The 19,729-nt window shown below is 72.8% G+C and carries 19 protein-coding genes; 9 read left to right on the forward strand and 10 right to left on the reverse strand.

From position 1 onward, the window contains the following. Nucleotides 1–3: 3 nt before the first annotated feature. Entirely contained in the window at nt 4–474 is a 471-nt protein-coding gene (locus Plo01_RS19035; protein WP_239316633.1) for a MarR family winged helix-turn-helix transcriptional regulator, read from the forward strand. Nucleotides 475–598: 124 nt separating this feature from the next. Then, nucleotides 599–2,026, forward strand: coding sequence for a carboxylesterase/lipase family protein (locus Plo01_RS19040; RefSeq protein WP_203891977.1), 1,428 nt, complete (start codon nt 599–601; stop codon nt 2,024–2,026). Nucleotides 2,027–2,039: 13 nt separating this feature from the next. Here the strand turns inward: Plo01_RS19040 and Plo01_RS19045 are convergent, their stop codons facing one another. Together Plo01_RS19045 and Plo01_RS19050 are read right to left on the reverse strand one after the other, a co-directional pair. Continuing rightward, entirely contained in the window at nt 2,040–2,540 is a 501-nt protein-coding gene (locus tag Plo01_RS19045) for a DUF1003 domain-containing protein (protein WP_203891978.1), read from the reverse strand. Further along, on the reverse strand, nt 2,530–3,777 hold the full coding sequence (locus Plo01_RS19050) for a magnesium transporter MgtE N-terminal domain-containing protein (RefSeq protein ID WP_444980764.1): 1,248 nt from the start codon (nt 3,775–3,777) through the stop codon (nt 2,530–2,532). The genes Plo01_RS19045 and Plo01_RS19050 overlap by 11 nt, the downstream gene beginning before the upstream one ends. A 130-nt stretch (nt 3,778–3,907) precedes the next feature. Here Plo01_RS19050 and Plo01_RS19055 point away from each other — a divergent pair, with 130 nt between their 5' ends. Beyond that, on the forward strand, nt 3,908–4,852 hold the full coding sequence (locus tag Plo01_RS19055; protein ID WP_203891980.1) for an EamA family transporter: 945 nt from the start codon (nt 3,908–3,910) through the stop codon (nt 4,850–4,852). A gap of 78 nt (nt 4,853–4,930) precedes the next feature. Here Plo01_RS19055 and Plo01_RS19060 read toward each other — a convergent pair whose 3' ends face one another. Further along, complete coding sequence (locus tag Plo01_RS19060; protein WP_203891981.1) at nt 4,931–5,299, reverse strand: hypothetical protein; 369 nt, start codon at nt 5,297–5,299, stop codon at nt 4,931–4,933. Nucleotides 5,300–5,361: 62 nt separating this feature from the next. Continuing rightward, nucleotides 5,362–5,931: a biotin transporter BioY gene (locus tag Plo01_RS19065; protein WP_203891982.1), complete on the reverse strand. Its 570-nt coding sequence runs from the start codon at nt 5,929–5,931 to the stop codon at nt 5,362–5,364. Nucleotides 5,932–6,091: 160 nt separating this feature from the next. Between Plo01_RS19065 and Plo01_RS19070 the strand changes: the two genes are divergently transcribed. Continuing rightward, the gene (locus Plo01_RS19070; RefSeq protein WP_203891983.1) at nt 6,092–7,033 is read left to right on the forward strand and encodes an HpcH/HpaI aldolase/citrate lyase family protein; all 942 of its coding nucleotides are present in this window, start codon (nt 6,092–6,094) and stop codon (nt 7,031–7,033) included. On the opposite strand, the gene Plo01_RS19075 is transcribed toward Plo01_RS19070, so the two are convergent. Then, nucleotides 7,023–7,598: a DUF6529 family protein gene (locus Plo01_RS19075; protein WP_239316635.1), complete on the reverse strand. Its 576-nt coding sequence runs from the start codon at nt 7,596–7,598 to the stop codon at nt 7,023–7,025. The genes Plo01_RS19070 and Plo01_RS19075 overlap by 11 nt on opposite strands. After that, a complete protein-coding gene (locus Plo01_RS19080; RefSeq protein WP_203891984.1) occupies nt 7,598–8,260 on the reverse strand; it encodes a hypothetical protein in 663 nt (220 codons plus the stop codon). Before Plo01_RS19080 ends, Plo01_RS19075 begins: the two co-directional genes overlap by 1 nt. Nucleotides 8,261–8,726: 466 nt before the next feature. Here Plo01_RS19080 and Plo01_RS41010 point away from each other — a divergent pair, with 466 nt between their 5' ends. Further along, on the forward strand, nt 8,727–11,933 hold the full coding sequence (locus tag Plo01_RS41010) for a hypothetical protein (protein ID WP_203891985.1): 3,207 nt from the start codon (nt 8,727–8,729) through the stop codon (nt 11,931–11,933). Here Plo01_RS41010 and Plo01_RS19090 read toward each other — a convergent pair. Next, nucleotides 11,896–12,360: an NUDIX hydrolase gene (locus Plo01_RS19090; protein WP_275415402.1), complete on the reverse strand. Its 465-nt coding sequence runs from the start codon at nt 12,358–12,360 to the stop codon at nt 11,896–11,898. The two genes, Plo01_RS41010 and Plo01_RS19090, sit on opposite strands and share 38 nt — an antisense overlap. Nucleotides 12,361–12,389: 29 nt before the next feature. On the opposite strand from Plo01_RS19090, the gene Plo01_RS19095 reads away from it, so the two are divergent. The 4 genes from Plo01_RS19095 (at nt 12,390) to Plo01_RS19110 (ending at nt 15,488) form a co-directional block, all read left to right on the forward strand. Then, nucleotides 12,390–13,031, forward strand: a complete 642-nt coding sequence (locus Plo01_RS19095; RefSeq protein ID WP_203891987.1) for a DUF6758 family protein — start codon at nt 12,390–12,392, stop codon at nt 13,029–13,031. Between the two features lie 41 nt (nt 13,032–13,072). Continuing rightward, nucleotides 13,073–13,687: a MarC family protein gene (locus Plo01_RS19100; protein ID WP_239316637.1), complete on the forward strand. Its 615-nt coding sequence runs from the start codon at nt 13,073–13,075 to the stop codon at nt 13,685–13,687. Between the two features lie 109 nt (nt 13,688–13,796). Beyond that, a complete protein-coding gene (locus tag Plo01_RS19105; RefSeq protein WP_203891989.1) occupies nt 13,797–14,513 on the forward strand; it encodes an MBL fold metallo-hydrolase in 717 nt (238 codons plus the stop codon). A gap of 6 nt (nt 14,514–14,519) precedes the next feature. Continuing rightward, nucleotides 14,520–15,488 carry a RecB family exonuclease gene (locus tag Plo01_RS19110; RefSeq protein ID WP_203891990.1) on the forward strand — a complete coding sequence of 323 codons (969 nt, stop codon included), beginning with the start codon at nt 14,520–14,522 and terminating at the stop codon, nt 15,486–15,488. Nucleotides 15,489–15,562: 74 nt separating this feature from the next. Here Plo01_RS19110 and Plo01_RS19115 read toward each other — a convergent pair whose 3' ends face one another. The 3 genes from Plo01_RS19115 to Plo01_RS19125 all read right to left on the reverse strand — a co-directional run bounded on the left by Plo01_RS19115 (nt 15,563) and on the right by Plo01_RS19125 (nt 19,358). Further along, nucleotides 15,563–16,480, reverse strand: a complete 918-nt coding sequence (locus Plo01_RS19115) for an oxygenase MpaB family protein (RefSeq protein WP_203891991.1) — start codon at nt 16,478–16,480, stop codon at nt 15,563–15,565. Between the two features lie 73 nt (nt 16,481–16,553). Further along, nucleotides 16,554–17,426, reverse strand: a complete 873-nt coding sequence (locus tag Plo01_RS19120; RefSeq protein WP_203891992.1) for an alpha/beta fold hydrolase — start codon at nt 17,424–17,426, stop codon at nt 16,554–16,556. Nucleotides 17,427–17,549: 123 nt separating this feature from the next. Next, entirely contained in the window at nt 17,550–19,358 is a 1,809-nt protein-coding gene (locus Plo01_RS19125) for a DEAD/DEAH box helicase (protein ID WP_203891993.1), read from the reverse strand. Nucleotides 19,359–19,729: the final 371 nt, after the last annotated feature.

Raw genomic sequence — 19,729 nt, forward strand, 5'->3', positions numbered from 1 at the left:
TCCGTGACCGTGACGGCGAGCGAGTCGAGAGATGCCATCAGCCCCGAGGAGCTGGTGGTCTGGCGCATGCTCCAGCGGGCCCAGGTGCGCATCACCCGGCTGCTGGAGGCGGATCTGCTGGTCGAGCACGACCTGGCCCTGGCCTCGTACGACGTGCTCATGCAACTGTCGGAGTCACCCGATCGGCGGCTCCGGATGAACGACCTGGCCGAGCGGGTGCTGCTGTCGCGCAGCGGGCTGACCCGGCTCATCGACCGGCTCCAGCGCGACGGCCTGGTCGAACGCGAGGCCTGCGCCAGCGACGCGCGCGGCCTGTTCGCGGTCCTCACCGACGCCGGAGCCCTGCGCCTGGCCGAGGCCACCCCCACCTACCTGCGCGGGATCCGCGCCCGGTTCCTGGACGTCCTCGACACCGACGAACTGCGCCAGTGCGCGGCCATGCTCCACAAGCTGTTCCCGGGCTCCGACGTCTGAGGCGGGTACGGCGGGGCGGTGACACGCCGCACCGCCCCGCACCCGTACGGCGGGAGGCGGTGCGGGCGCGCGGGGCCCGCGAAGCCGGTTGTCCGCGGGGGCTCCAGGCCGTAGCGTCCTGAACATGATCGACGCTGTGGTGAGGACCGGGACGGGACTGGTCCGGGGGGCGGCCGGGGACGGCGTCGTCTCGTTCAAGGGGATTCCGTTCGCGGCGGCTCCGCAGGGGCCGCTCCGCTTCCGGGCGCCCGTGCCGCCGGCCGGCTGGGACGGGGTCCGGGACGCCGTCGCCTTCGGCGCCGCGCCGCCCCAGTCGCCGCCGGCGCCGGGCGTTCCCGCGATCTGGCGGCCCGGTGACGGGCTGGACTGCCTGACGGTGAACGTCTGGAGCCCGGACCCGGGCGCCGCCGGGCTGCCGGTCATGGTGTGGATCCACGGCGGGGCGTGGAAGATCGGCTCGTCGGGGATGCCGCAGTTCGACGGCGCCACGCTGGCCCGCTCGGGGGTCGTGGTGGTGACCTTCAACTACCGCGTGGGCTTCGAGGGGTTCGGCCGTCTGCCGGGCGCGCCGGACAATCGCGGGCTGCGCGACCAGATCGCGGCTCTGGAATGGGTGCAGGGCAATGTCTCCGCGTTCGGGGGCGACCCCGGCAACGTGACCGTCTTCGGCCAGTCCGCGGGCGCGGCCTCGGCCGTTCTGCTGCTGGCGGCGCCGGGCGCCGGAGGTCTGTTCCGGCGGGTGATCGCCCAGAGCGTCCCGGCCGGCTACCAGAGCCCCGCCGAGGCCGACCGGGCGACCGCGGCGCTGGCCGGGGCGGCCGGGGTGGCCGCCACGTGGGAGGAGCTGTCCGCGCTGCCGCCCGAGGCGATCCTGGCCGTCCAGGACGCGCCCCTGACCGGCCCCCGCGCGGGCGGCGGGGCGTTCGGGCCGGTCATCGACGGCGATCTGGTCACCGGTCCGCCCTGGGAGGCCGCGCGCGCGGGCCGGGACACCGATCTGATCTGCGGCTTCACCCATGAGGAGTACCGGGGGTTCGGCCCGGTGGCGGATCCCGCCACGGTGGACCTGGCGGCCGTGGCGGAGGCGTTCGGGCTGGGCCCCGAGGCGGCCGGGGCCTACCGCGCCGCCTACCCCGGCAGCGCCGATGGCGAGATCTTCGTCACCATGATGTCCGACGCGCTGGGCCGGATGCCGACCACCCGGGTGGCCGAGGCCCACGCGGGGGCGGGCGGGCGGACGTGGCTGTACGACTTCGCCTGGCGGGGACCCGCGCTCGGCGCGGCGCACGGCATCGACGTGCCGTTCGTCTTCGGCGACGGCGACAGCCGGTTCGCGGCCCGTTTCCTGGGCTCGCCCCCGCCCGCCGGGTTCGCCGCCCTGTCCGGGGAGATCCGTACGGCCTGGACCTCCTTCGCCGCCACCGGCGACCCGGGCTGGCCGCGTTTCGACCCCGGCCACCGCCGGACCCGGATCTGGGACACCGTCCCCTCCGACGCGGTCTACCCCCTGGAGGGGTCCCGCCGCGTCTGGGAACGGGTCATGCCGCGCTGACCGGTCGCGGGGGTCAGCGGGCGCCGTTGGGGCGGGAGGCGGCCGGTTCGTACTCGTCGCGCAGTTCTTCCTGCAGATGCTGGAGTTCCGAGCGGATGTAGTCGCGGGTGGCGACCTCGCCGAGGGCGATGCGCAGGGCGGCGATCTCGCGGGTCAGGTACTCGACGTCGGCCTGGTTGCGCTCGGCCGCTCTGCGGTCGTGGTCGTTCTGGATCCGGTCCCGGTCGTCCTGGCGGTTCTGGGCCAGCAGGATCAGCGGGGCGGCGTAGGACGCCTGGAGGGAGAGCATGAGGGTCAGGAAGATGAACGGGTAGGGATCGAAGCGCCAGGACTCGGGGGCGAAGATGTTCCACAGGATCCAGAGGGCGACGAACCCGGTCATGTAGACGAGGAACCTGGCGGTGCCGAGGAAACGGGCGATCCGCTCCGACAGGCGTCCGAACGCCTCGCGGTCGTAGGACGGGCGCAGGCGTGGGCCCAGCTCCCTGGGCTGGTCGAGCCGGTCAGTCGTCATGCTCGGTTCCTCCTCCGTTGTCCTCGTCCTCCCGCCAGTCGCCGGGGAGCAGGTGGTCCAGTACGTCGTCGACGGTGACCGCGCCGACCAGGCGGCCCGCCTCGTCCACCACGGGCACCGCCACCAGGTCGTAGGTGGCCAGGTACGAGGTCACCTGTTTCAGGGTCAGATCAGGCCTGATCGGATCGAGGGAGTCGTCCATCACGGTACCGAGCAGAGTGGCCGGAGGCTCGCGGAGCAGGCGCTGGAAGTGGACCAGGCCGAGGAACCTGCCGGTGGGCGTCTCGACGGGCGGGCGGGACACGTAGACCTGGGTGGCCACGGCCGGGATGTGGTCCTGGTGGCGGATGTGGGCCAGCGCCTCGGCCACGGTCGAGTTGGGCGGCAGGATGATCGGTTCGGACGTCATGATGCCGCCCGCGGTGTTCTCGGGGTAGATCAGCAGGCGGCGGACCGGCGCCGCCTCCTCGGGCTCCATCAGCGCCATCAGGGCCTCGGCCTGCTCGGCGGGGAGGTCCTGGAGCAGGTCGGCCGCGTCGTCGGGGTCCATCTCCTCCAGCACGTCGGCGGCCCGTTCCGGTTCGAGGCGGCTGAGGATGCCGATCTGGTCGTCTTCGGGGAGCTCTTCGAGGACCTCGGCGAGCCGTACGTCGTCGAGGGCGGCGGCCACCTCGGCCCGCCGCTTGTCGGACAGCGTGTGCAGGGCGCTGGCCAGGTCGGCGGCGCGCCCGCTCTCGAAGGCGGCGAGCAGGCCGGCCGCGCCCTGGTCCTTCTGCACCGCGCTGAAGCCGCTGACCTCGCCCCAGTCCACGATCAGGTTCGCGCCCCGCCGCCGCAGGCCCAGGCCGGAGCCGCCCTTGACCAGCGCGACCTTGGTGATCAGCCACTCCGAGGTCCTGGTCTTCTCCATGGCGAGGTCCAGCACCGTCATCCGCTCGCCGCCCGCCTCCACCGCCAGGTCGAGCATCTCGGCGATGACCATCGACTCCGAGGCCCGCTGCTCGAACCTGCGCATGTTGATCCGGCCGCTGAAGACGATGGATCCCGATTCGATGCTGAGCACGCGGGTGATCGGCACGAAGACCCGGCGGCGCGGCTGCACCTCCACCACCAGCCCGTGCACGGGTGGCGGCGCGGACCCTGAGACGGCGACCACCACGTCGCGCAACCGGCCGATCTGGTCACCGGCCGGGTCGAAGACCGGGGTGCCGGCGAGCCGGGCGATGAAGATCTTCACATTTGCAGCGTAGGCCGTATGCATGGACACAGTCCCATGACGCGCCCATATGTCGGAATCCCCTTGCCGCTTCTTATCCGGACGTGACAGCATCAAAACTCTTAAACGGTAGTTACATGGGTGGTGTCGTATGAGGCGTTCGGGCCTGCTGATCGCGTTCGCGTCCTCGTGGTGTTTCGCCTTCTCCGGCCCCATGGCCAAGTACCTCGCCGCCGCCGGGCTGGCCCCCCTGGAGGCGGTCTGGACGCGGATGGCCGGGGCCGGACTCCTGCTCGTCGGCATCCTGGCGGTGGTCAGGCCCCGGGCCCTGCGCATCCCGCGCTCGCGGCTGCTGTTCTTCCTGGCCTACGCGGTGATCGCGGTGGCGGGCGTGCAGGCGCTCTACTTCGCGGCGATCACGAGGCTGCCGGTGGGCGTCACCCTGCTCATCGAGTTCACCTCGCCGGTGCTCGTCGTGCTCTGGGTGCGCTTCGTCCGCCGGGTACGGCTGCCGCGCACGGCGTTCGCCGGGGCCGTCGTGGCGTTCGTCGGCCTGGGCATCGTGGTGGAGGTCTGGTCGGGCCTGAGCCTGGACCCGTTCGGCCTGCTGCTCGCCTTCGGCGCCGCGGCCTGCTGCGCCGGCTACTTCCTGCTCAGCGACGGCTTCGGCGACGACGTGGACCCGCTCGGCCTGATCGCCTGGGGCCTGCTCGGGGCGGCCGTCGTGCTCGCGCCGATCTCCCGCCCGTGGGACATCCCGTGGTCGGCGTTCACGCGGACCGCGGCGCCCGAGGAGGGCTATGCCCTGCCGGTGCTGGGGGCGGTGCTCTGGATGATCGTGATCGCCACGGTCGTCGCCTACATCCTCGGCGTCACGGCGGTCCGCCGGCTCTCGGCCGCCGTCGGCTCCACGGTCGCCTCGCTGGAGGTCATCGCCGGCGCGGTGATCGCCTGGGTGCTGGTGGGGGAGGCGCTGGGCGTCTTCCAGATCGTCGGCGGCCTGATCGTGCTCACCGGCGCCTACCTCGCCCAGCGGGCCACGGCCGAGCTGCCGGAGCCCGTCGAACAGAGCAGGGAGCCGGTCGCCGCGGTGTGAAGCACGGCGCGGGGCGGCGGGCTCCGTGACGTGAGAGCGCGGGCCGGGCGGCGGATTCGCCCGGTGCGAGAACGTGGGTCAGCCGGCGGCGGGTTCGCGCGGCGTGAGCCGTACGACCTGGGCCTCGGCCGCCCAGCGCGCCGTCAGGCCCGCGCCGTCGACGGCGTTGAGCCGGTCCTTGGCCAGCGCGGCCACCGCCTCGGCGTCCGCGGCCTGGTCCACCACCTCGACGGAGGCGTCGAAGACGACCAGGCGCCCGCCGTTGTCCTTGCTCCGCAGCGTCACCTCGACCCGCTCGGAGCCGGCCAGCCCGGGGAGCTCCTGCTCGCCGCCGCCGGTGACCACGTAGATCGCGCCGTCGTGCCAGGTGTGCCAGGCCAGCCGGGGCCGGTCCAGTGACAACCACAGGATGCCCGACTTCTTGGCGCCCTCTTCGATCACGCCCATGACATGACTGTACGGCCTGCGCCGCCCGGAGTCCGGGGCGCAGGCCGTACGGGATCGTGAGATCAGCGGCGGGCGAGCTTCCAGGCGGCCGGGAGCAGACCGGCCGCGATGGCGATCTTGACGGCGTCGCCGACGAGGAAGGGGATCACACCCACCGCGAGCGCCTTGCCGAGACCCAGGCCCAGGGTGGCCATGAGGACCGGGACGCCGAAGGCGTAGATGACCAGGTTGCCCAGGACCATCGTGCCGACCGTGCGGGCGACGGTGCGGTCGCCGCCGCGCTGGGCGAGCCTGCCGACCAGGGCGGCGGCGGCGATGAAGCCCACCACGTAGCCGAAGGTGGGGCCGCCGAAGCCGGAGGCGCCCTCCGCGAACCACGGGACGCCCGCGATGCCCACCGCCATGTAGAGCGCCATGCTCAGCGCCGCGCGGCCCATGCCGAGGGTCGCGCCGACGAGCAGCACGGCGAAGGTCTGTCCGGTGACCGGGACCGGCCACATCGGGAAGGTGAGCTGCGCGGCCAGGCCGGTCAGGGCGGCGCCGCCGACGACGAGCGCGACGTCGCGGACCCAGGTGCCGGGGATGAGATCGGACAGTACGGCGGGCCGGGCCACCGAGGAAGCGTTTGCCATCGTGTATGTCTCCCTTTACCGAGGCGTCGTGCCCATTATTCGGACACTCCCTCTGGCGTCTTCTCAAGGGGTGCGCCAAGAACGGCGGTGAGACTTTGTATGACCGCCATAGACGGGACCGGCCTGCCGTCCCCGGGCAAGCGCCCGCTACGGTGTGGCCATGCGCTCCCGACGTTCTTGTCTCGCGGTCCCCGGCAGCAACCCCCGCTTCCTGGAGAAGGCGCAGGGGCTCCCCGCCGACGAGGTCTTCCTCGACCTGGAGGACTCCGTCGCGCCACTCGCCAAGGAGGGGGCGCGCAAGAACATCGTGGCCGCCCTGCGCGAGGGCGACTGGTCGGGCAAGGTCCGGGTCGTGCGGGTCAACGACCTCGGCACCCAGTGGACCTACCGGGACGTCATCGAGGTCGTGGAGGGCGCGGGGGAGTTCCTCGACTGCCTGATGCTGCCCAAGGTCGAGGACGCCACCCAGGTGATCTGGCTGGACACGCTGCTGACCCAGATCGAGAAGGCCAACGGGCTGCCGGTGGGCCGGATCGGCATCGAGGCGCAGATCGAGAACGCCCGCGGGCTGGTCAACGTGGACGCCATCGCGGGGTCCTCACGCCGCCTGGAGACGCTGGTCTTCGGCCCCGCGGACTTCATGGCCTCGATCAACATGCGGACCCTGGTGGTCGGCGAGCAGCCGCCCGGCTACACCGAGGGTGACGCCTACCACTACATCCTGATGCGCATCCTGATGGCCGCCCGCTCGCACGACCTGCAGGCCGTCGACGGGCCGTACCTCGCGATCAAGGACCTGGACGGCTACCGCCGGGTGGCCGCGCGGGCGGCGGCGCTCGGGTTCGACGGCAAGTGGGTGCTGCACCCCACGCAGGTCGAGGCGGCCAACGAGGTGTTCTCGCCCTCGCAGGAGGACTACGACCACGCCGAGCTCATCCTCGACGCGTACGAGTACTACACGACGGTGGAGAAGCGCGGCGCGGTCATGCTCGGCGACGAGATGATCGACGAGGCGTCGCGGAAGATGGCGCTGGTGGTGGCGGCCAAGGGCCGGGCCGCCGGGTTCTCGCGCACCAGCGCCTTCACTCCGCCTACAGCTTGATCCCGATCGTGGTGAAGAACCACAAAGACGAGGTCAGCCAGAGCCCGGTCAGCGCGGTGAACGTCAGCCCGCCGAGCAGCGGGAGGGTCCAGCCGGGCAGCCCGCGCTTGGGCAGGGCCAGCATCTTCGCGGTGAACACGCCGTAGAAGAAGCAGCCCAGCAGCGAGTGGATCATCACCCGGGGCACGTCGAACTGGGTGCCGAGCGCGTACAGGCAGTGGAACGCCACCGGGATCGTCAGGATGAACGCCGCCCGGCCCGACCAGCGGTGCAGGGCGGGAGCCCAGGAGGCGTTCATCTTGATCTTGCCCCACATCACCAGGGCGGAGAAGACCTGGACGCCGGCGAGCAGGAACGCGCCGGTGGTGAGCCAGGACTTCATGGCCAGCGGCGCGGAGAAGCCGGCCGGGCCGACCGCGTAGCCGGTGGGCGAGTGGACGCGGCCGTACACGCCCAGTGCGATCGCGACCAGCCCGCCCACGACGAGCGGGACGAGGAGCGGGGCGAGGTTCTGCTTCTCGCGCCCGGGAAGGTGCGAGACCTGCGTGCTTTCCATGTCGCTCATCAGAACCCCTCAATGAACTCGTCGACGTCCTGGGGATCGACCTCCGTGCCGTCGATGGTCGCGTTCTCGCCCGGCTCGGGGATCTCGCTCTCGACGGCCTCGTCGCCGACGACGGTCAGGCCGACCCGGCTGCCGTCGGGAAGGTAGATCCATCCGGCGCGGACCTGCGCGCCGCGGACGATCGCGGTGGCCCGGTAGAGGCCGGAGGGCTTCTTGACCGTGGGCGCGGTGAAGTCCCACTCCTTGGCGCCGAACTCCAGCTTCCCGGTGGCCTTGCCGCCGCCGAGCTTCGCCACGACGGAGGCTTTCCCGGGGCCGGAGAGGGTGACCTGGCCGTCGGCGGCCCTGCCCTTGAGCCAGGCCTCGACCCTGCCGTCGCAGAAGTAGCCGACGGCCTTGCCGTTGCGGATGGAGATGGCGATGAGGCCGCCGTTGCCCTGGACCCGGCCCGCGTAGTCGGCCTTGGCCGGGACGGGCTTGACGGTCTTGGTGACCTCGGGTTCGGGTGAGGCCTCCGAGGTGGCCTCGGCCACCGGCGCGGCGGGCTCACCCTGTGCGTTGACACTTTGTGTCGGGGGTGCGGTCGTGGCGCTGAGCAGGCCGAGCACGACGGCCATCGCCGCGCCGGCCGCCAGCGTGAGAACGGGCCCCAGCCGTTTCATGATTGCTCCCTGGGGTTGGGCTTTTCTTGCCCCCCATGAAAAGTCTCACCGGCGGGGGTGTCTGTGAAGTAATCCGCACACAGGAGATCTCCTCGGAAGAGATCGGGGCAGGGGCGGCCCCTGTGCGGGGCGGAAGGTTCGGGCGGTCTTCCCGGGACACGTGAATTCGGATTTTTCGCGCAATAGACGGCAAATCGGGTGGCTGTCCGGTGAATCTCCCTAGAGAGGTCTCGTCAGGGCGGCCCCGGCGTGTTGCTCTGGATGTGCACGGCTTGCTCTGGGTGCGGACGGCCCGCGCGGCGGCGTGGACGGCGGAGGTGATCGTTTCGGCCGGGCGGGGTAGGAGTAGGCTCGCGTGGATTTGCCGCTCCCATAGGGGTTTGCGGTTAAGTGGCACGTGGACAACTGGAACGATCCGGAGACCGGTGAATCCGGGACGTAGGCTTCCTTCGAGGAGGTGCTGAGCGTGGCCTCGGGCCCTCACGACCCGCGCTCGCGAGAATGGCCGCCGGACGACGACGGCGCGCCCGACAACACGACGCACACGACCGGGTCCCAGGAGCCCCACCCGTCCCCGCCGACGATCCAGCACTCCCCGCCGGGTCCCTCCGACGACCGCACCCGCGGGCTGCCGCTCTCCTCCCCCTGGATGTCCCCGCCCTTCGCCGCCCCGGCCCCGGACGAGCCCGACCCCCCGCGCCCGCCCGCCGAGCGCCGCCGCCCCTACGCCCAGCCCTACACGCCCGCTACGGGCTCCGCGGGCTCCGGGCCCTCCGGGGACCCCACGGGGCCCACGCCCCCCTCGCCCCCCACGCCCTCCGGCTCCCCTCACGGCAGGGGAGAAGAGCCCGAGGGCGGGCGCGAGGACGCCGGGCCGGCGCCGCGCCGCAGGATGGCGGACCGCCCGGACCGGCTGGTCGCCTCGGGGCCGCCGCGGCGATCTCAGCCGCCTCAGGAGTCTCTGACACCTCAAGAGCCTCTGACACCTCAAGAGGCGCAACAGCTTCAAGAGCGTCACCCGCCTCGGCGGTCCGAGGAGCTCCAGGAGCCGGGAGAGGAGTTCCGCCGGTCCCGGCGGCCCCGGCCCGACCGGCTGGTCGCCTCGGGGCCGTCCCGGGAGCAGGCGCCCGCCGTCCCCCCTCCCGGGGAGGACACCGGACCGGAGCGCGAGGAGCCCGGCGCGCCCGACGACCACGACGACCACGACGACTTCGAGCCCGTACGGCGGGTCGGGCGCCCGCCTGGGGGACGTCCGGCCCGGCCCGACCGGCTGGTCGCCTCGGGCCCGCCCCGCAGGCGCGGCCCCAACGGCGGGCGGCACCACCGCGCGGCCACGGCGCCGTCGGCCGTGCGCCGCTCCACCCCGACGCGGAGAAGGCGCGGCCGGGGCCTGATGATCCCCTTTCTGCTGGTCCTCGTCCTGACCGCCGCGGTCGGCGGGGGGCTGGTGCTGTGGGGCTGGGTGAGCAGCCCTTTCGCCACCGGTCTGCGCCTGGTGGGAGACGACTTCCAGTCAGGTGACGAGAGCTTCGTCTCCCCCATCGCCGACGGCGCGGACGGCTCCAGCCAGGTGCTCAACGACCTCGCCGCGGCGGGCTCCACCGTGGTCGCGGTCGGGACCGACAAGACCGACCCCGTCCGCCGGCCGCTCTTTCTGGTGTCCTCCGACGGCGGTGACACCTGGCGGCTCGGCAAGGTCAGCGGACCGGTGGGGCAGGAGGCGGGGCCGACCACGGTCGGGCTGGTGGCGGGCGGCGACGGCCGCTGGCTCGCCGCGGGGAACGAGTCCCCGGGCGTCCCGCCGAGCCTGTGGACCAGCGCCGACGGCCAGAGCTGGAATCCGGTGAGCCCCGAGGAGGCGGCCGGGTTCGAGGCCGGGGACGAGATCGTGGATCTCACCCGCACCTCGTCGGGGTTCGTCGCGGTCGGCGTCACGGTTGCCGACGACGGGACCTACGGGCCGGCGGCCTGGACCTCGCCCGACGGGCGGGGCTGGACCCGGGTGCGGGCGCGCGACCTCGACGCGCCCGGCGGGACGCGCGGGCTGCGGGCCGTCGCGGCCCGCGGCGACGCCGTGGTCGCGCTGGCCGAACCCGGCGGGGGGAAGCGGTCCTCGACCGTCCTGCGCTCCGGGGACGGCGGGAAGTCCTGGCTCAGGGGCGGGGAGGAACTGGACGGCGTGGCCTCGCAGCCGGGCGCGCTGGCCGTGGCCGGGAACCGCTTCGTGGCGGTTCCCACCCAGCAGGGCTCGGCCAAGGGCGAGGTGCCCGTCTACTGCTCGGCCAACGGCGGATCCTGGGACCGCTGCGGCGCCATCACCGGCCTGGGCCCGCAGGGGTCGGGGGTGAAACGGCTGGCGTCCTCCGCCACCGGCGCGTTCGCGGTGGCGGAGTCGGGACTGGAGCACTATGTCGCCTTCACCAGCCAGGACGGCCGGAAGTGGTCCCCGTCCACCGACCTCGGCACGGTGTCGGGCTCGCTGCGGGCGCTGGCGGTCTCCGACGAGGGCACGCTCGTCGTCGGCGGCGACCAGCGCGCGATCGGCGTGGACAACCGGCTCGTCCTGATCACGGCGGCCAGGGAGGGCGCGGCGAGGGCGGTCCCCCTGGACACGATTGAGGGCCTGAACCGGGTCGCGCGCGAGACGACGGGGCTGGCCGCCGGGGACGGCAGGTTCGTCGCGGTCGGCGCGGCCTCCGGCGACGCCGGGATCTGGACCAGCGAGGACGGCGAGGCGTGGGACACCGCCGGGCCCGCGCGGCTCCTCGGCGGCGAGCACTGGCAGGCGCTCAGCGACGTGGTGTACGGCAGGCGGGGCTGGCTCGCCGTGGGCAGCACGATGAGCGCCGTCGCCGCCACCGAACCGCTCCTGGTCACCTCCGCCGACGGCCGGAGCTGGCGCAGGGTGCCGATCATGGACTCCCTCGCCAGGGGCGGTCATTCCCTCCTGGCCCCGCGCGCGGTCGCGGCCGGTCCGTCCGGCTACGTCCTGGCCGGGGAGGAGGGCGAGCCGGGAGCGACCACCGCGGTCCTGTGGTTCTCCGCCGACCTGAAGGGCTACACCCGGGCGGCCAGGCTGCCCGCGGGCGGCGCGGGCGTGCGCCTGCACGACGTCTCGCCCACCTCCTCCGGGTACATGGCGGTCGGCGGCTCCGGCACGGGCGAGCAGGAGACCGGAGTGGTCTGGGTCTCGGCCGATGGGGTGAACTGGACCGCGCGCAAACCCCTGCTGCCCTCCGGGGCGACCGCGGCGGGCCTGCGGCACGTGGTCACCTACGGCGGCCAGGTCGTCGCGGTCGGCACGGCGGAGACCGCGCAGGGGCGGCGGGCGTTCGGCGCGGTCTCCCGCGACAACGGGGCGACGTGGCGGACGGCATGGCTCCCGGCGGACCGGGCGGCCGCCGTACTGGACCTGGCGGCGACCCCGGACGGCGTGGTGGCGGTGGGCTGGCACGGCGTGCAGGGCGAGGGCGACAGCTCGGCCTGGACCTCCGAGGACGGGCTGTCCTGGCAGCGGCACGAACCCGCCGAGGGCCGGCTCGCCGGCGAGGGCGCCCAGTGGCTGGGGGCCGTGGCGGTCTCCGGCGACCAGGTGGTGGCCCTGGGCCGGTCCACCACCTACGACGCCGACCATCTCACCCTGTGGCGCTCGACCCTGGCGGCGGAGCGATGAGCGCCCATCCGGCGAGGGCCTCCAGCAGGCCGGGGGCGAGCGGCAGGCGCGGCAGCTCGCCGGGGCCGAACCAGCCTGCGTCGGCGGCGTCGTCACCGGCGGCGAGCGTGCCGCCGGTGACCTCCGCCAGGTAGTCGCGGATCTCGTAGACGACGTCCCCCGGCCCGGGACGGTCCACGGTGCCGGCCAGCCGGCCGACCGCGACCGTCAGCCCGGTCTCCTCGCGGACCTCGCGGACGACCGCCTCCGCGTCGGACTCGCCGGGCTCGACACGGCCGCCCGGAACGGACCAGAGTCCCTGCGCCGGCGGGTGTCCGCGGCGCACGAGAAGCATCCGGCCAGAGCTGTCAAAGATGATCGCTCCAACACAATTTACGCGCACATGGACAAGATTACGGCTGGATAACGGACTGTGGCCTTGACTCATGGGTCGCCAGGGGCGCACCGTGGGTAGTCGTGAGAGCCTCGCCTACCTGCCCGCGCTGTTTCGGCCCGCTCCGCCCGCCGAGTGCTTGGTCAAGTGCTTGGCGGTGTGGCCGGCACGGCGACGTCCTGCCCCTGCAGCCCCCGCGACAGCCGTCGGCGGCCGCCGTGGAGGCGGTCAGCCAGAACGCCCGCGTGCCGGTCTGGCTGCCGTGGCCGCTCCCGACCGGCTGGCTGGTCACCGGTTTCGCCGAGGTGGGCGACGAGCGCACCGGCGGCAGGGCCACCGTCGTGGCGCTCTCCGGGCCGTCGGTGACCCAGGGGCCCGCGGACCTGCTGATCATCGCCGAGGAGCCCGGCATCGGGCTCGGCGCGGCGTACGCCGGGCTGGAGGGGCCCGACCCGGGCGACGGGTTCGGCGACGGCCCGCCGCACGCGAAGATCGACGTGAAGGGCCACCCGGCCGCGCTCTGGTGCGTGGACGCCGCCGCCGACCGGGCGGTCTACGCGGGCGAGGCCCTGGGAGACTGGCTGTGGACCATCGCCTGGCCCGTCGAGGCGGGCTGCCTGATCGCCCTCGCCGAGCTCTCCCTGCGGGACCTGCGTGACGACGGCCAGGCGTACGAGCTTCCCTTCGGGGCGTTCTCTCCACGCCTGGGCGGGGAAAAGAGCTGATCGGCCACTACGCTTCCCCCTGAATGACTTCAGGGGGATATGTGTTCGATGTCCAGTTCTTTGTCGAGGCGTTCATCACGATGTTCGTCATCATGGACCCGCCCGGCGTGATCCCCCTCTTCCTGGCCTACACGAGCGGCCGGGGCATGGCCGAGCGCAAGCGGGTCGCCTGGCAGGCGCCCATCGTCGCGTTCTGCCTCATCGTCGTCTTCGCGGTCTTCGGCCAGGCGATCCTCGGCTATCTGCACGTCGAGGTGCCGGCCATGCAGATCGCCGGCGGCCTGCTCCTGCTGCTGGTCGCCCTCCAGCTGCTCACCGGGGAGACCGAGCCGCCGGCCGGCACGATGAAGTCCAACGTGAACGTCGCGCTCGTCCCGCTCGGCACGCCCCTGCTCGCCGGGCCCGGCGCGATCGTCGCGACGATCGTCTTCTCCCAGCAGGCGGAGGCCAAGAGCGGCGGCATCCTGGCCCTCGCCCTGGCCATCGCGGCCGTCCACCTGCTGCTCTGGGTGTTCATGCGGTTCTCGGTGGGGATCGTCCGGGTCATCAAGGAGAACGGCATCGAGCTCGTCACCCGCATCGCGGGCCTCCTGCTCTCGGCGCTGGCCGTGCAGCTCATCATCACCGCGATCCGCACCCTCCTGAAGACCGGCTGACCGGGATGCCGGTTACGAGCCCCCGAGCCGTGGCGCGTCGGCATCGCCTTCGATACAGCACGGCCGGGGGCGCAGCTTCTGTTCGCTGTGGGCAGTAAAGTTCTGAAACGTGACAGCGCGTATTGAGCGAGTGGTGACCGAGGGCGTCGTCGATGTCGACGGCGTCGAGCAGAAGGTCGAGAACAACACCTGGATCGTGGGCGATGACGAGGAGGTCATCGTCATCGACGCCGGGCACGACGCGGAGAAGGTCCTGGAGCAGGTCGGCGACCGTGAGGTGCTCGCCGTCATCTGCACCCACGGCCTGCCCGACCACGTCGGCGCGGCCATCGAGGTGGCGGCCCGGGACGAGGCCGTGGTCGCCATGCATCCCAAGGACAAGCCGCTGTGGCGCCGCACCTGGCCCGACACCTGGCCGGACATCGAGCTGGAGGACGAGGGCGTGTTCGCCGTCGCCGACGTCGAGCTGGAGGTCATGACCACCCCCGGCGTCACCCACGGCGGCATCTCGCTCTACTGCGAGGAGCTGGAGGCGGTCTTCACCGGCAAGACGCTGCTGGCCGACGGTCCCGGCAAGCTCGGCGGCGACTACCCCGCCCTGGCCGACCAGCTCAGCACGATCGGCGGACGGCTGTTCACCCTGGCCCACCGCACCCGCGTGCTGCCCGCGCACGGGGAGGAGACGGTCATCGGCGAGCTGGAGCCGAAGTTCGACGCCTGGCTGTCCGGCGGGCTGACCCGCGGCGCCGGCGAGCCCGAGGAGGAGGGCCCGCTGACCGACGGGACGCGCGCGGCCCGGATCCGGCTGAACCCGGACGGCGACTAGCCCCGCATGGACCAGCTCCCCCTGGAGGGCATGCCGCGGCGGCTGTACGCCTGCACCCCGTCGAAGCTGAACACCTGGCTGGACTGCCCCCGGCGCTACCGGTTCACCTACCTGGACCGGCCGGCCCCGCAGCGCGGGCCGAGGTGGGCCCACAACAGCGTCGGCGTGAGCGTGCACAACGCCCTGGCCGCCTGGTGGCGGGAGCCGTACGACCGGCGGAGCCCGGAGATGGCGGGGGTCCTCCTCGGCAACGGGTGGATCGGCGACGGCTTCCGGGACGCGGAGCAGTCGTCCGCCTGGCGCGGCCGGGCACGGGAGATGGTCACCGGATACACCGCGACCCTCGACCCCTCCGCCGAGCCCGTCGGCGTGGAGCGGACCGTGGCCACCCGCACGTCCGTCATCGCCCTGTCGGGCCGGGTCGACCGGCTCGACCAGCGGGGCGAGGAGCTGGTGGTGGTCGACTACAAGACGGGCCGCCGGCCGCTGACGGCCGACGACGCCCGGACCTCGCTCGCGCTGGCCGTCTACGCCATCGCCTCCTCCCGCATGTTGCGGCGCCCGTGCCGGAAGGTCGAGCTCCACCACCTGCCGACCCGCGAGATCGTCGAGTGGGAGCACACCGACGAGTCCCTGGCCCGCCATCTGAGCCGGGCCGAGGAGATCGCGATCGAGGCGGCCGAGGCCGACGAGCGGTACCGGGCCTGGGCGGGCTCCGCGAGCTCCGCGGGCTCCGCGGATTCCGGTGCGGCCGGCGCACGGCGACAGGGTTCCCGTACGGCGGGCGGCCCCGGCTCCCGCGCGACGGGCCCCGGGGGCGCGGTCCAGACGCCGCCCGAGGTCCCGCCGGAGATCGACGCGCTCTTCCCGCCGAACACCGGCCCCCTGTGCTCCTGGTGCGACTTCCGCCGTCACTGCCCCGACGGCCAGGCCGCCGCCCCCGACAAGGCCCCGTGGGACGGCCTGGCCGACTGAGCCCCCGGACCCGGACCCCGGGCCGCCGGACGAGCGGCCCGGAGCCAGGGCGGCCTTCACGGCGCCCCGGAGGGTCAGGCGGCCTTCGCGGCGCCCGCGGGCCAGCGGCGGGGGTCGGTCAGGCCCTTCAGCCCCTTGCCCACGTCGTAGCCCGCCGCGCCCAGCCGCCGCCGGGAGGCGTCGAGCATGGCACGGGTGGCCGGCATGAAGGCGCGGTCGTGGACGGGCTCGGGGAGCGCGTTCATGCCCAGCCGGAACGCCCTGAGCGCCGCGGTCACCGTGCCGGCCGGCACCTCGGGCAGCACGCCGTACATCTGCCTGGCCCAGCGGGGCAGCGAGAGGTAGCACAGCGCGCCGAACGGGAAGTAGGCCGGCTTGCCCGGGTTGAGCATGCGCAGCTCGGCGGGGAGGCGGGGCCAGAGCAGGAAGCGGACGGTCTCGGCGGCCTCGGGGGTGACCTTCAGCCGCGGCCGTGCCCGCGCGAAGTAGTCGTCCATCTCCGCCAGCGAGCCCGGCACGTCCTCGGCGTGCAGGCCCACGTAGGTCGCGCTGCGCCGCTGCTCGGCGAGGTAGCGGTCGGCCTGCCGGTCGGTGAGCCCGAGCCCTGCCCGCCGCGCCACGGCCAGGTAGGACGAGACCTCGGCGCAGTGCACCCAGAGCAGCAGCTCCGGGTCGTCCACCCGGTGGGTCCCGCCGGTGTCGGGATCGTTGATGCGCAGGCTCCGGTGGATGCTCCGGACCCGGCGGCCGATCTCGTCGGCCTCGTCCGGGCTGCCGAAGGTGACCCGGCCCACGAAGTCCGCGGTGCGGCGCAGCCGACCGAACGGATCTTCCTGGAAGTTGGAGTTCTGCCAGACTCCGCGCATCGCGAGCGGGTGGAGGGCCTGGAGCATGAGCCCCCGGACCCCGCCGACCCACATGGAGCGGTCGATGTGCACCAGCCAGGTCGCGGTGTGCGGGGGCTGGACGACGATGTCTTCGATGCTCGCCATAGTAAGTAGATGATTACATGGCATTCGACAGGTCATCCAACAGGGGGCGGGTCAGGCCTTCCGCGTGTCGCGCTCAGCCCCGCGATCGGGCCTCGGCGGCGTTCCAGAAGCGGACGAGGGCCGCGGCCGTGGTCTCCGGGGCCTCCACGGCGGGAGAGTGGACCGAGCCGGGGACGACCACGCAGTCGGCGTTCAGCCGCAGCGCCATCTCGGACTGCATGCTCGGCGGCCAGCCGTCGTCGTGCTCGCCGTACAGGACCAGGACGGGCACCTCGACCTGGGTGAGCTCGCCGCACCGGTCGGGCGCGGAGAGGACCTCCCGGGTCATGGTGACCATGCCCGCGGGGGAGTTGGAGAACAGTCGTTTGCGCAGGAAGGACACGATCTCGTCGGGCACCCCGGCGGCCAGGGCCTCGGGCTCCATCCGGCTGTGCCAGAGCTGCTCCATGCCGAGCTCGGGCAGCTCCCTGAGCATGGCCCGGCCCGCGCGCTCCCGGGGGCCGACGATCGCCGCGGGGCCGGAGCTCATCAGCGTGTAGGACGCGAACTTGGTACGGCCGTCGATCACCGCCTCCCGGGTGACCAGCCCGCCGAAGGAGTGGCCGACCAGATGGACCGGCTCTCCCTCGCCGATCGCCTGGGCCAGGAGGTCGACGTCGTTGCCGAGCGCCGCGCAGGTGTAGGCGGACGGGTCGTCGGGACCACTCGTCTCGAACTGGCCCCGCATGTCGATCGCGATGACCCGGCGACCCGACTGGGCGAGCGTCTGGAGGACCGCGATGAAGTCCTCCTTGCTGCCGGTCAGGCCGGGGACCAGGAGGGCGGGCCAGCGCTCGGGAACGCCGCTGACGGGCAGCGCCTCCAACGCGGCGAAGGAGCCCGCTGCCGTCTCGATCGAAGTGGAGCGGACGCCAGGAGGCAAGGTCAGAAAACGCGGCGTACTCACGTGAGACCACGATACCTCTACGACCGGGATGACTAGGTGCCTCCGGAGAGTCGAAGGGGCACGACCCGTGCGGGTCGCGCCCCTTGCGGACGGTGTTCCTCCGCGTCGCCGCGGTCGTCCGTCCTACGACTGGTTCCCGCGGCGCGGTCCCCGCTGTCCGCCGCTCCTGGGCTGGCTGCGGCGGCGGTTCTGGACGCGCTCGGAGGCCGCCGAGGGGGCGATCTCGTCGTCGTCCGTCGCCAGGTCCGGGGACTGGAAGATCACCATGAACGGGCTGGCCGGAACGATCTTCTCCGGCTGCGGCCGGGGTGCGGGTGCCACGGGCTCGTCCTCCTGGAACGGAGCCTCCAGACCCGGAAGCTCGGGGATCGTCTCGGCCTCCGGCGCACCGAGGCTGACCTCGGGGTTGAGACCGGCCTTGCGAGTACGGCCGCGCCGGGGCGCGGGCTGGTCATCACGCGGTGCCACGTCCGCCTCCACCGGGCGTTCGACGACAGGGCTCTGGACTTCCACGGCGGGAGCCGCGGTCGCGTCGGCGGCACGGCCGCGGCGCCGCTCGGCGGGCCGGACGACCTCCTCGGCGACCGGCCTCGCGGCGGCCTCCGGGGTGATCTCCGAATCGGCCCCCTCGGTGACGTCCAGAGGGGCCTCGGCGACGCTCCGCCCGCCGCGGGTGCGGCGGCGCTCGCGAGGAGCCCGGGCGGGGCGCTCGCGGCGCTCCTCCCGCTCCTCGTCACGTCCCTTGCGGGGACCGCGCGAACGGATCCGGCCCGTCTCCCCCAGATCCTCCAGCTCCTCGGCGGCCAGGCCGGCCCGGGACCGGTTGGCGCGCGGCAGCACGCCCTTGGTGCCCTCGGGGATGCCCAGGTCGCTGAAGACGTGCGGGGAGGTCGAGTAGGTCTCGACCGGATCGGCGAAGGCGAGCGAGAGCGCGTTGTTGATGACCTTCCAGCGGGTGAGCTCCTCCCACTCCACGAAGGTCACCGCGACGCCCGTACGGCCCGCGCGGCCGGTGCGGCCGATGCGGTGCACGTAGGTCTTCTCGTCCTGCGGGCAGTCGTAGTTGACGACGTGGGTGACGTCGTCGATGTCGATGCCGCGCGCCGCGACGTCGGTCGCGACGAGCACGTCGATCTTGCCGTTGCGGAAGGCGCGCAGCGCCTGCTCGCGCTGGCTCTGGCCGAGGTCTCCATGGACGGCCGCGGCCGCGAAGCCGCGGTCCTTGAGCTCCTCCACGACCTTGTCGCAGGCGCGCTTGGTCTCGCAGAAGACCATCGTGAGCCCGCGGCCCTCGCACTGCAGGAGGCGGCCCACGATCTCGATCTTGTCCATCCGGTGCGTGCGCCAGACGAACTGCGTGGTCTGCGGGGTGGCCTCGGCCTCGGCGTCGTTGTTCTCGGCCCGCACGTGGGTGGGGCGGTTGAGGTAACGCCGGGACAGTCCGACGATCTCGCCCGGCAGGGTCGCGGAGAACAGCATCGTCTGCCGCTCGGCCGGGACGAGCTTGATGATCCGCTCGATGTCGGGCAGGAAGCCCAGATCGAGCATGCGGTCGGCCTCGTCCAGCACCAGCATGCTGATCTGGCTGAGGTCGAGGTGCTTCTGCTTGACCAGGTCGAGCAGACGGCCGGGGGTGCCGACGATGACGTCGACGCCCTGCTTGAGCGCCTCGATCTGGGGTTCGTAGGCGCGCCCGCCGTACACCGTGAGGATGCGGGAACCGAGCTTGCCGGCGGCCGTGACCAGGTCCTCGGTGACCTGGAGGGCCAGCTCGCGGGTCGGCACCACGACCAGCCCGCGCGGCTTCTTGCGGTTCTTCCTGGGCTTGCCGACACGCTGCAGCATCGCCACGCCGAAGGCGTAGGTCTTGCCGGTGCCGGTGCGCGCCTGGCCGATGATGTCCTGGCCGCTGAGGGCCAGGGGGAGTGCCATCTCCTGGATCGGGAACGGCGTGGTGATGCCCTCGGTCTCGAGAGCATCGGCGATCTCTGGGGTGACTCCGAGGTCTCGGAAGGTCGTCAGCTTGGCCTGCCTAAAATCTCCGTTGAAGGCAGTCCTGCCGGGACCACGGGCTGAAAAAGTCTCCCCGTGCCGGGTCCTCGCGGAAGGGCCAGCCCTCTCATTTCATCAGCGACCGCTGCGGCGTCACGCCGACTTCGGGGGCGTTCGGAGGCGGGAACCCCCGGATTAACACAGTGCGGTCGCACTTTCACTGAGCAGTGTACCCGATACCACAACGGAGAACCGATTTCTCGATATTCCCAGCGAACGAACGAGTCTCTGCTGATGGCGACGCTGTACCG

This window comes from Planobispora longispora, assembly GCF_016863135.1.
Taxonomy (GTDB): Bacteria; Actinomycetota; Actinomycetes; order Streptosporangiales; family Streptosporangiaceae; genus Planobispora; species Planobispora longispora.

Excerpts from the sequence above, each read along its gene's own strand:
- Plo01_RS19040 (WP_203891977.1), top strand. The coding sequence starts at position 599 with ATGATCGACGCTGTGGTGAGGACCGGGACGGGACTGGTCCGGGGGGCG.
- Plo01_RS19045 (WP_203891978.1), bottom strand. The coding sequence starts at position 2,540 with ATGACGACTGACCGGCTCGACCAGCCCAGGGAGCTGGGCCCACGCCTG.
- Plo01_RS19055 (WP_203891980.1), top strand. The coding sequence starts at position 3,908 with ATGAGGCGTTCGGGCCTGCTGATCGCGTTCGCGTCCTCGTGGTGTTTC.
- Plo01_RS19060 (WP_203891981.1), bottom strand. The coding sequence starts at position 5,299 with ATGGGCGTGATCGAAGAGGGCGCCAAGAAGTCGGGCATCCTGTGGTTG.
- Plo01_RS19065 (WP_203891982.1), bottom strand. The coding sequence starts at position 5,931 with ATGGCAAACGCTTCCTCGGTGGCCCGGCCCGCCGTACTGTCCGATCTC.
- Plo01_RS19070 (WP_203891983.1), top strand. The coding sequence starts at position 6,092 with ATGCGCTCCCGACGTTCTTGTCTCGCGGTCCCCGGCAGCAACCCCCGC.
- Plo01_RS19075 (WP_239316635.1), bottom strand. The coding sequence starts at position 7,598 with ATGAGCGACATGGAAAGCACGCAGGTCTCGCACCTTCCCGGGCGCGAG.
- Plo01_RS19080 (WP_203891984.1), bottom strand. The coding sequence starts at position 8,260 with ATGAAACGGCTGGGGCCCGTTCTCACGCTGGCGGCCGGCGCGGCGATG.
- Plo01_RS19090 (WP_275415402.1), bottom strand. The coding sequence starts at position 12,360 with ATGAGTCAAGGCCACAGTCCGTTATCCAGCCGTAATCTTGTCCATGTG.
- Plo01_RS19110 (WP_203891990.1), top strand. The coding sequence starts at position 14,520 with ATGGACCAGCTCCCCCTGGAGGGCATGCCGCGGCGGCTGTACGCCTGC.
- Plo01_RS19115 (WP_203891991.1), bottom strand. The coding sequence starts at position 16,480 with ATGGCGAGCATCGAAGACATCGTCGTCCAGCCCCCGCACACCGCGACC.
- Plo01_RS19125 (WP_203891993.1), bottom strand. The coding sequence starts at position 19,358 with ATGGCACTCCCCCTGGCCCTCAGCGGCCAGGACATCATCGGCCAGGCG.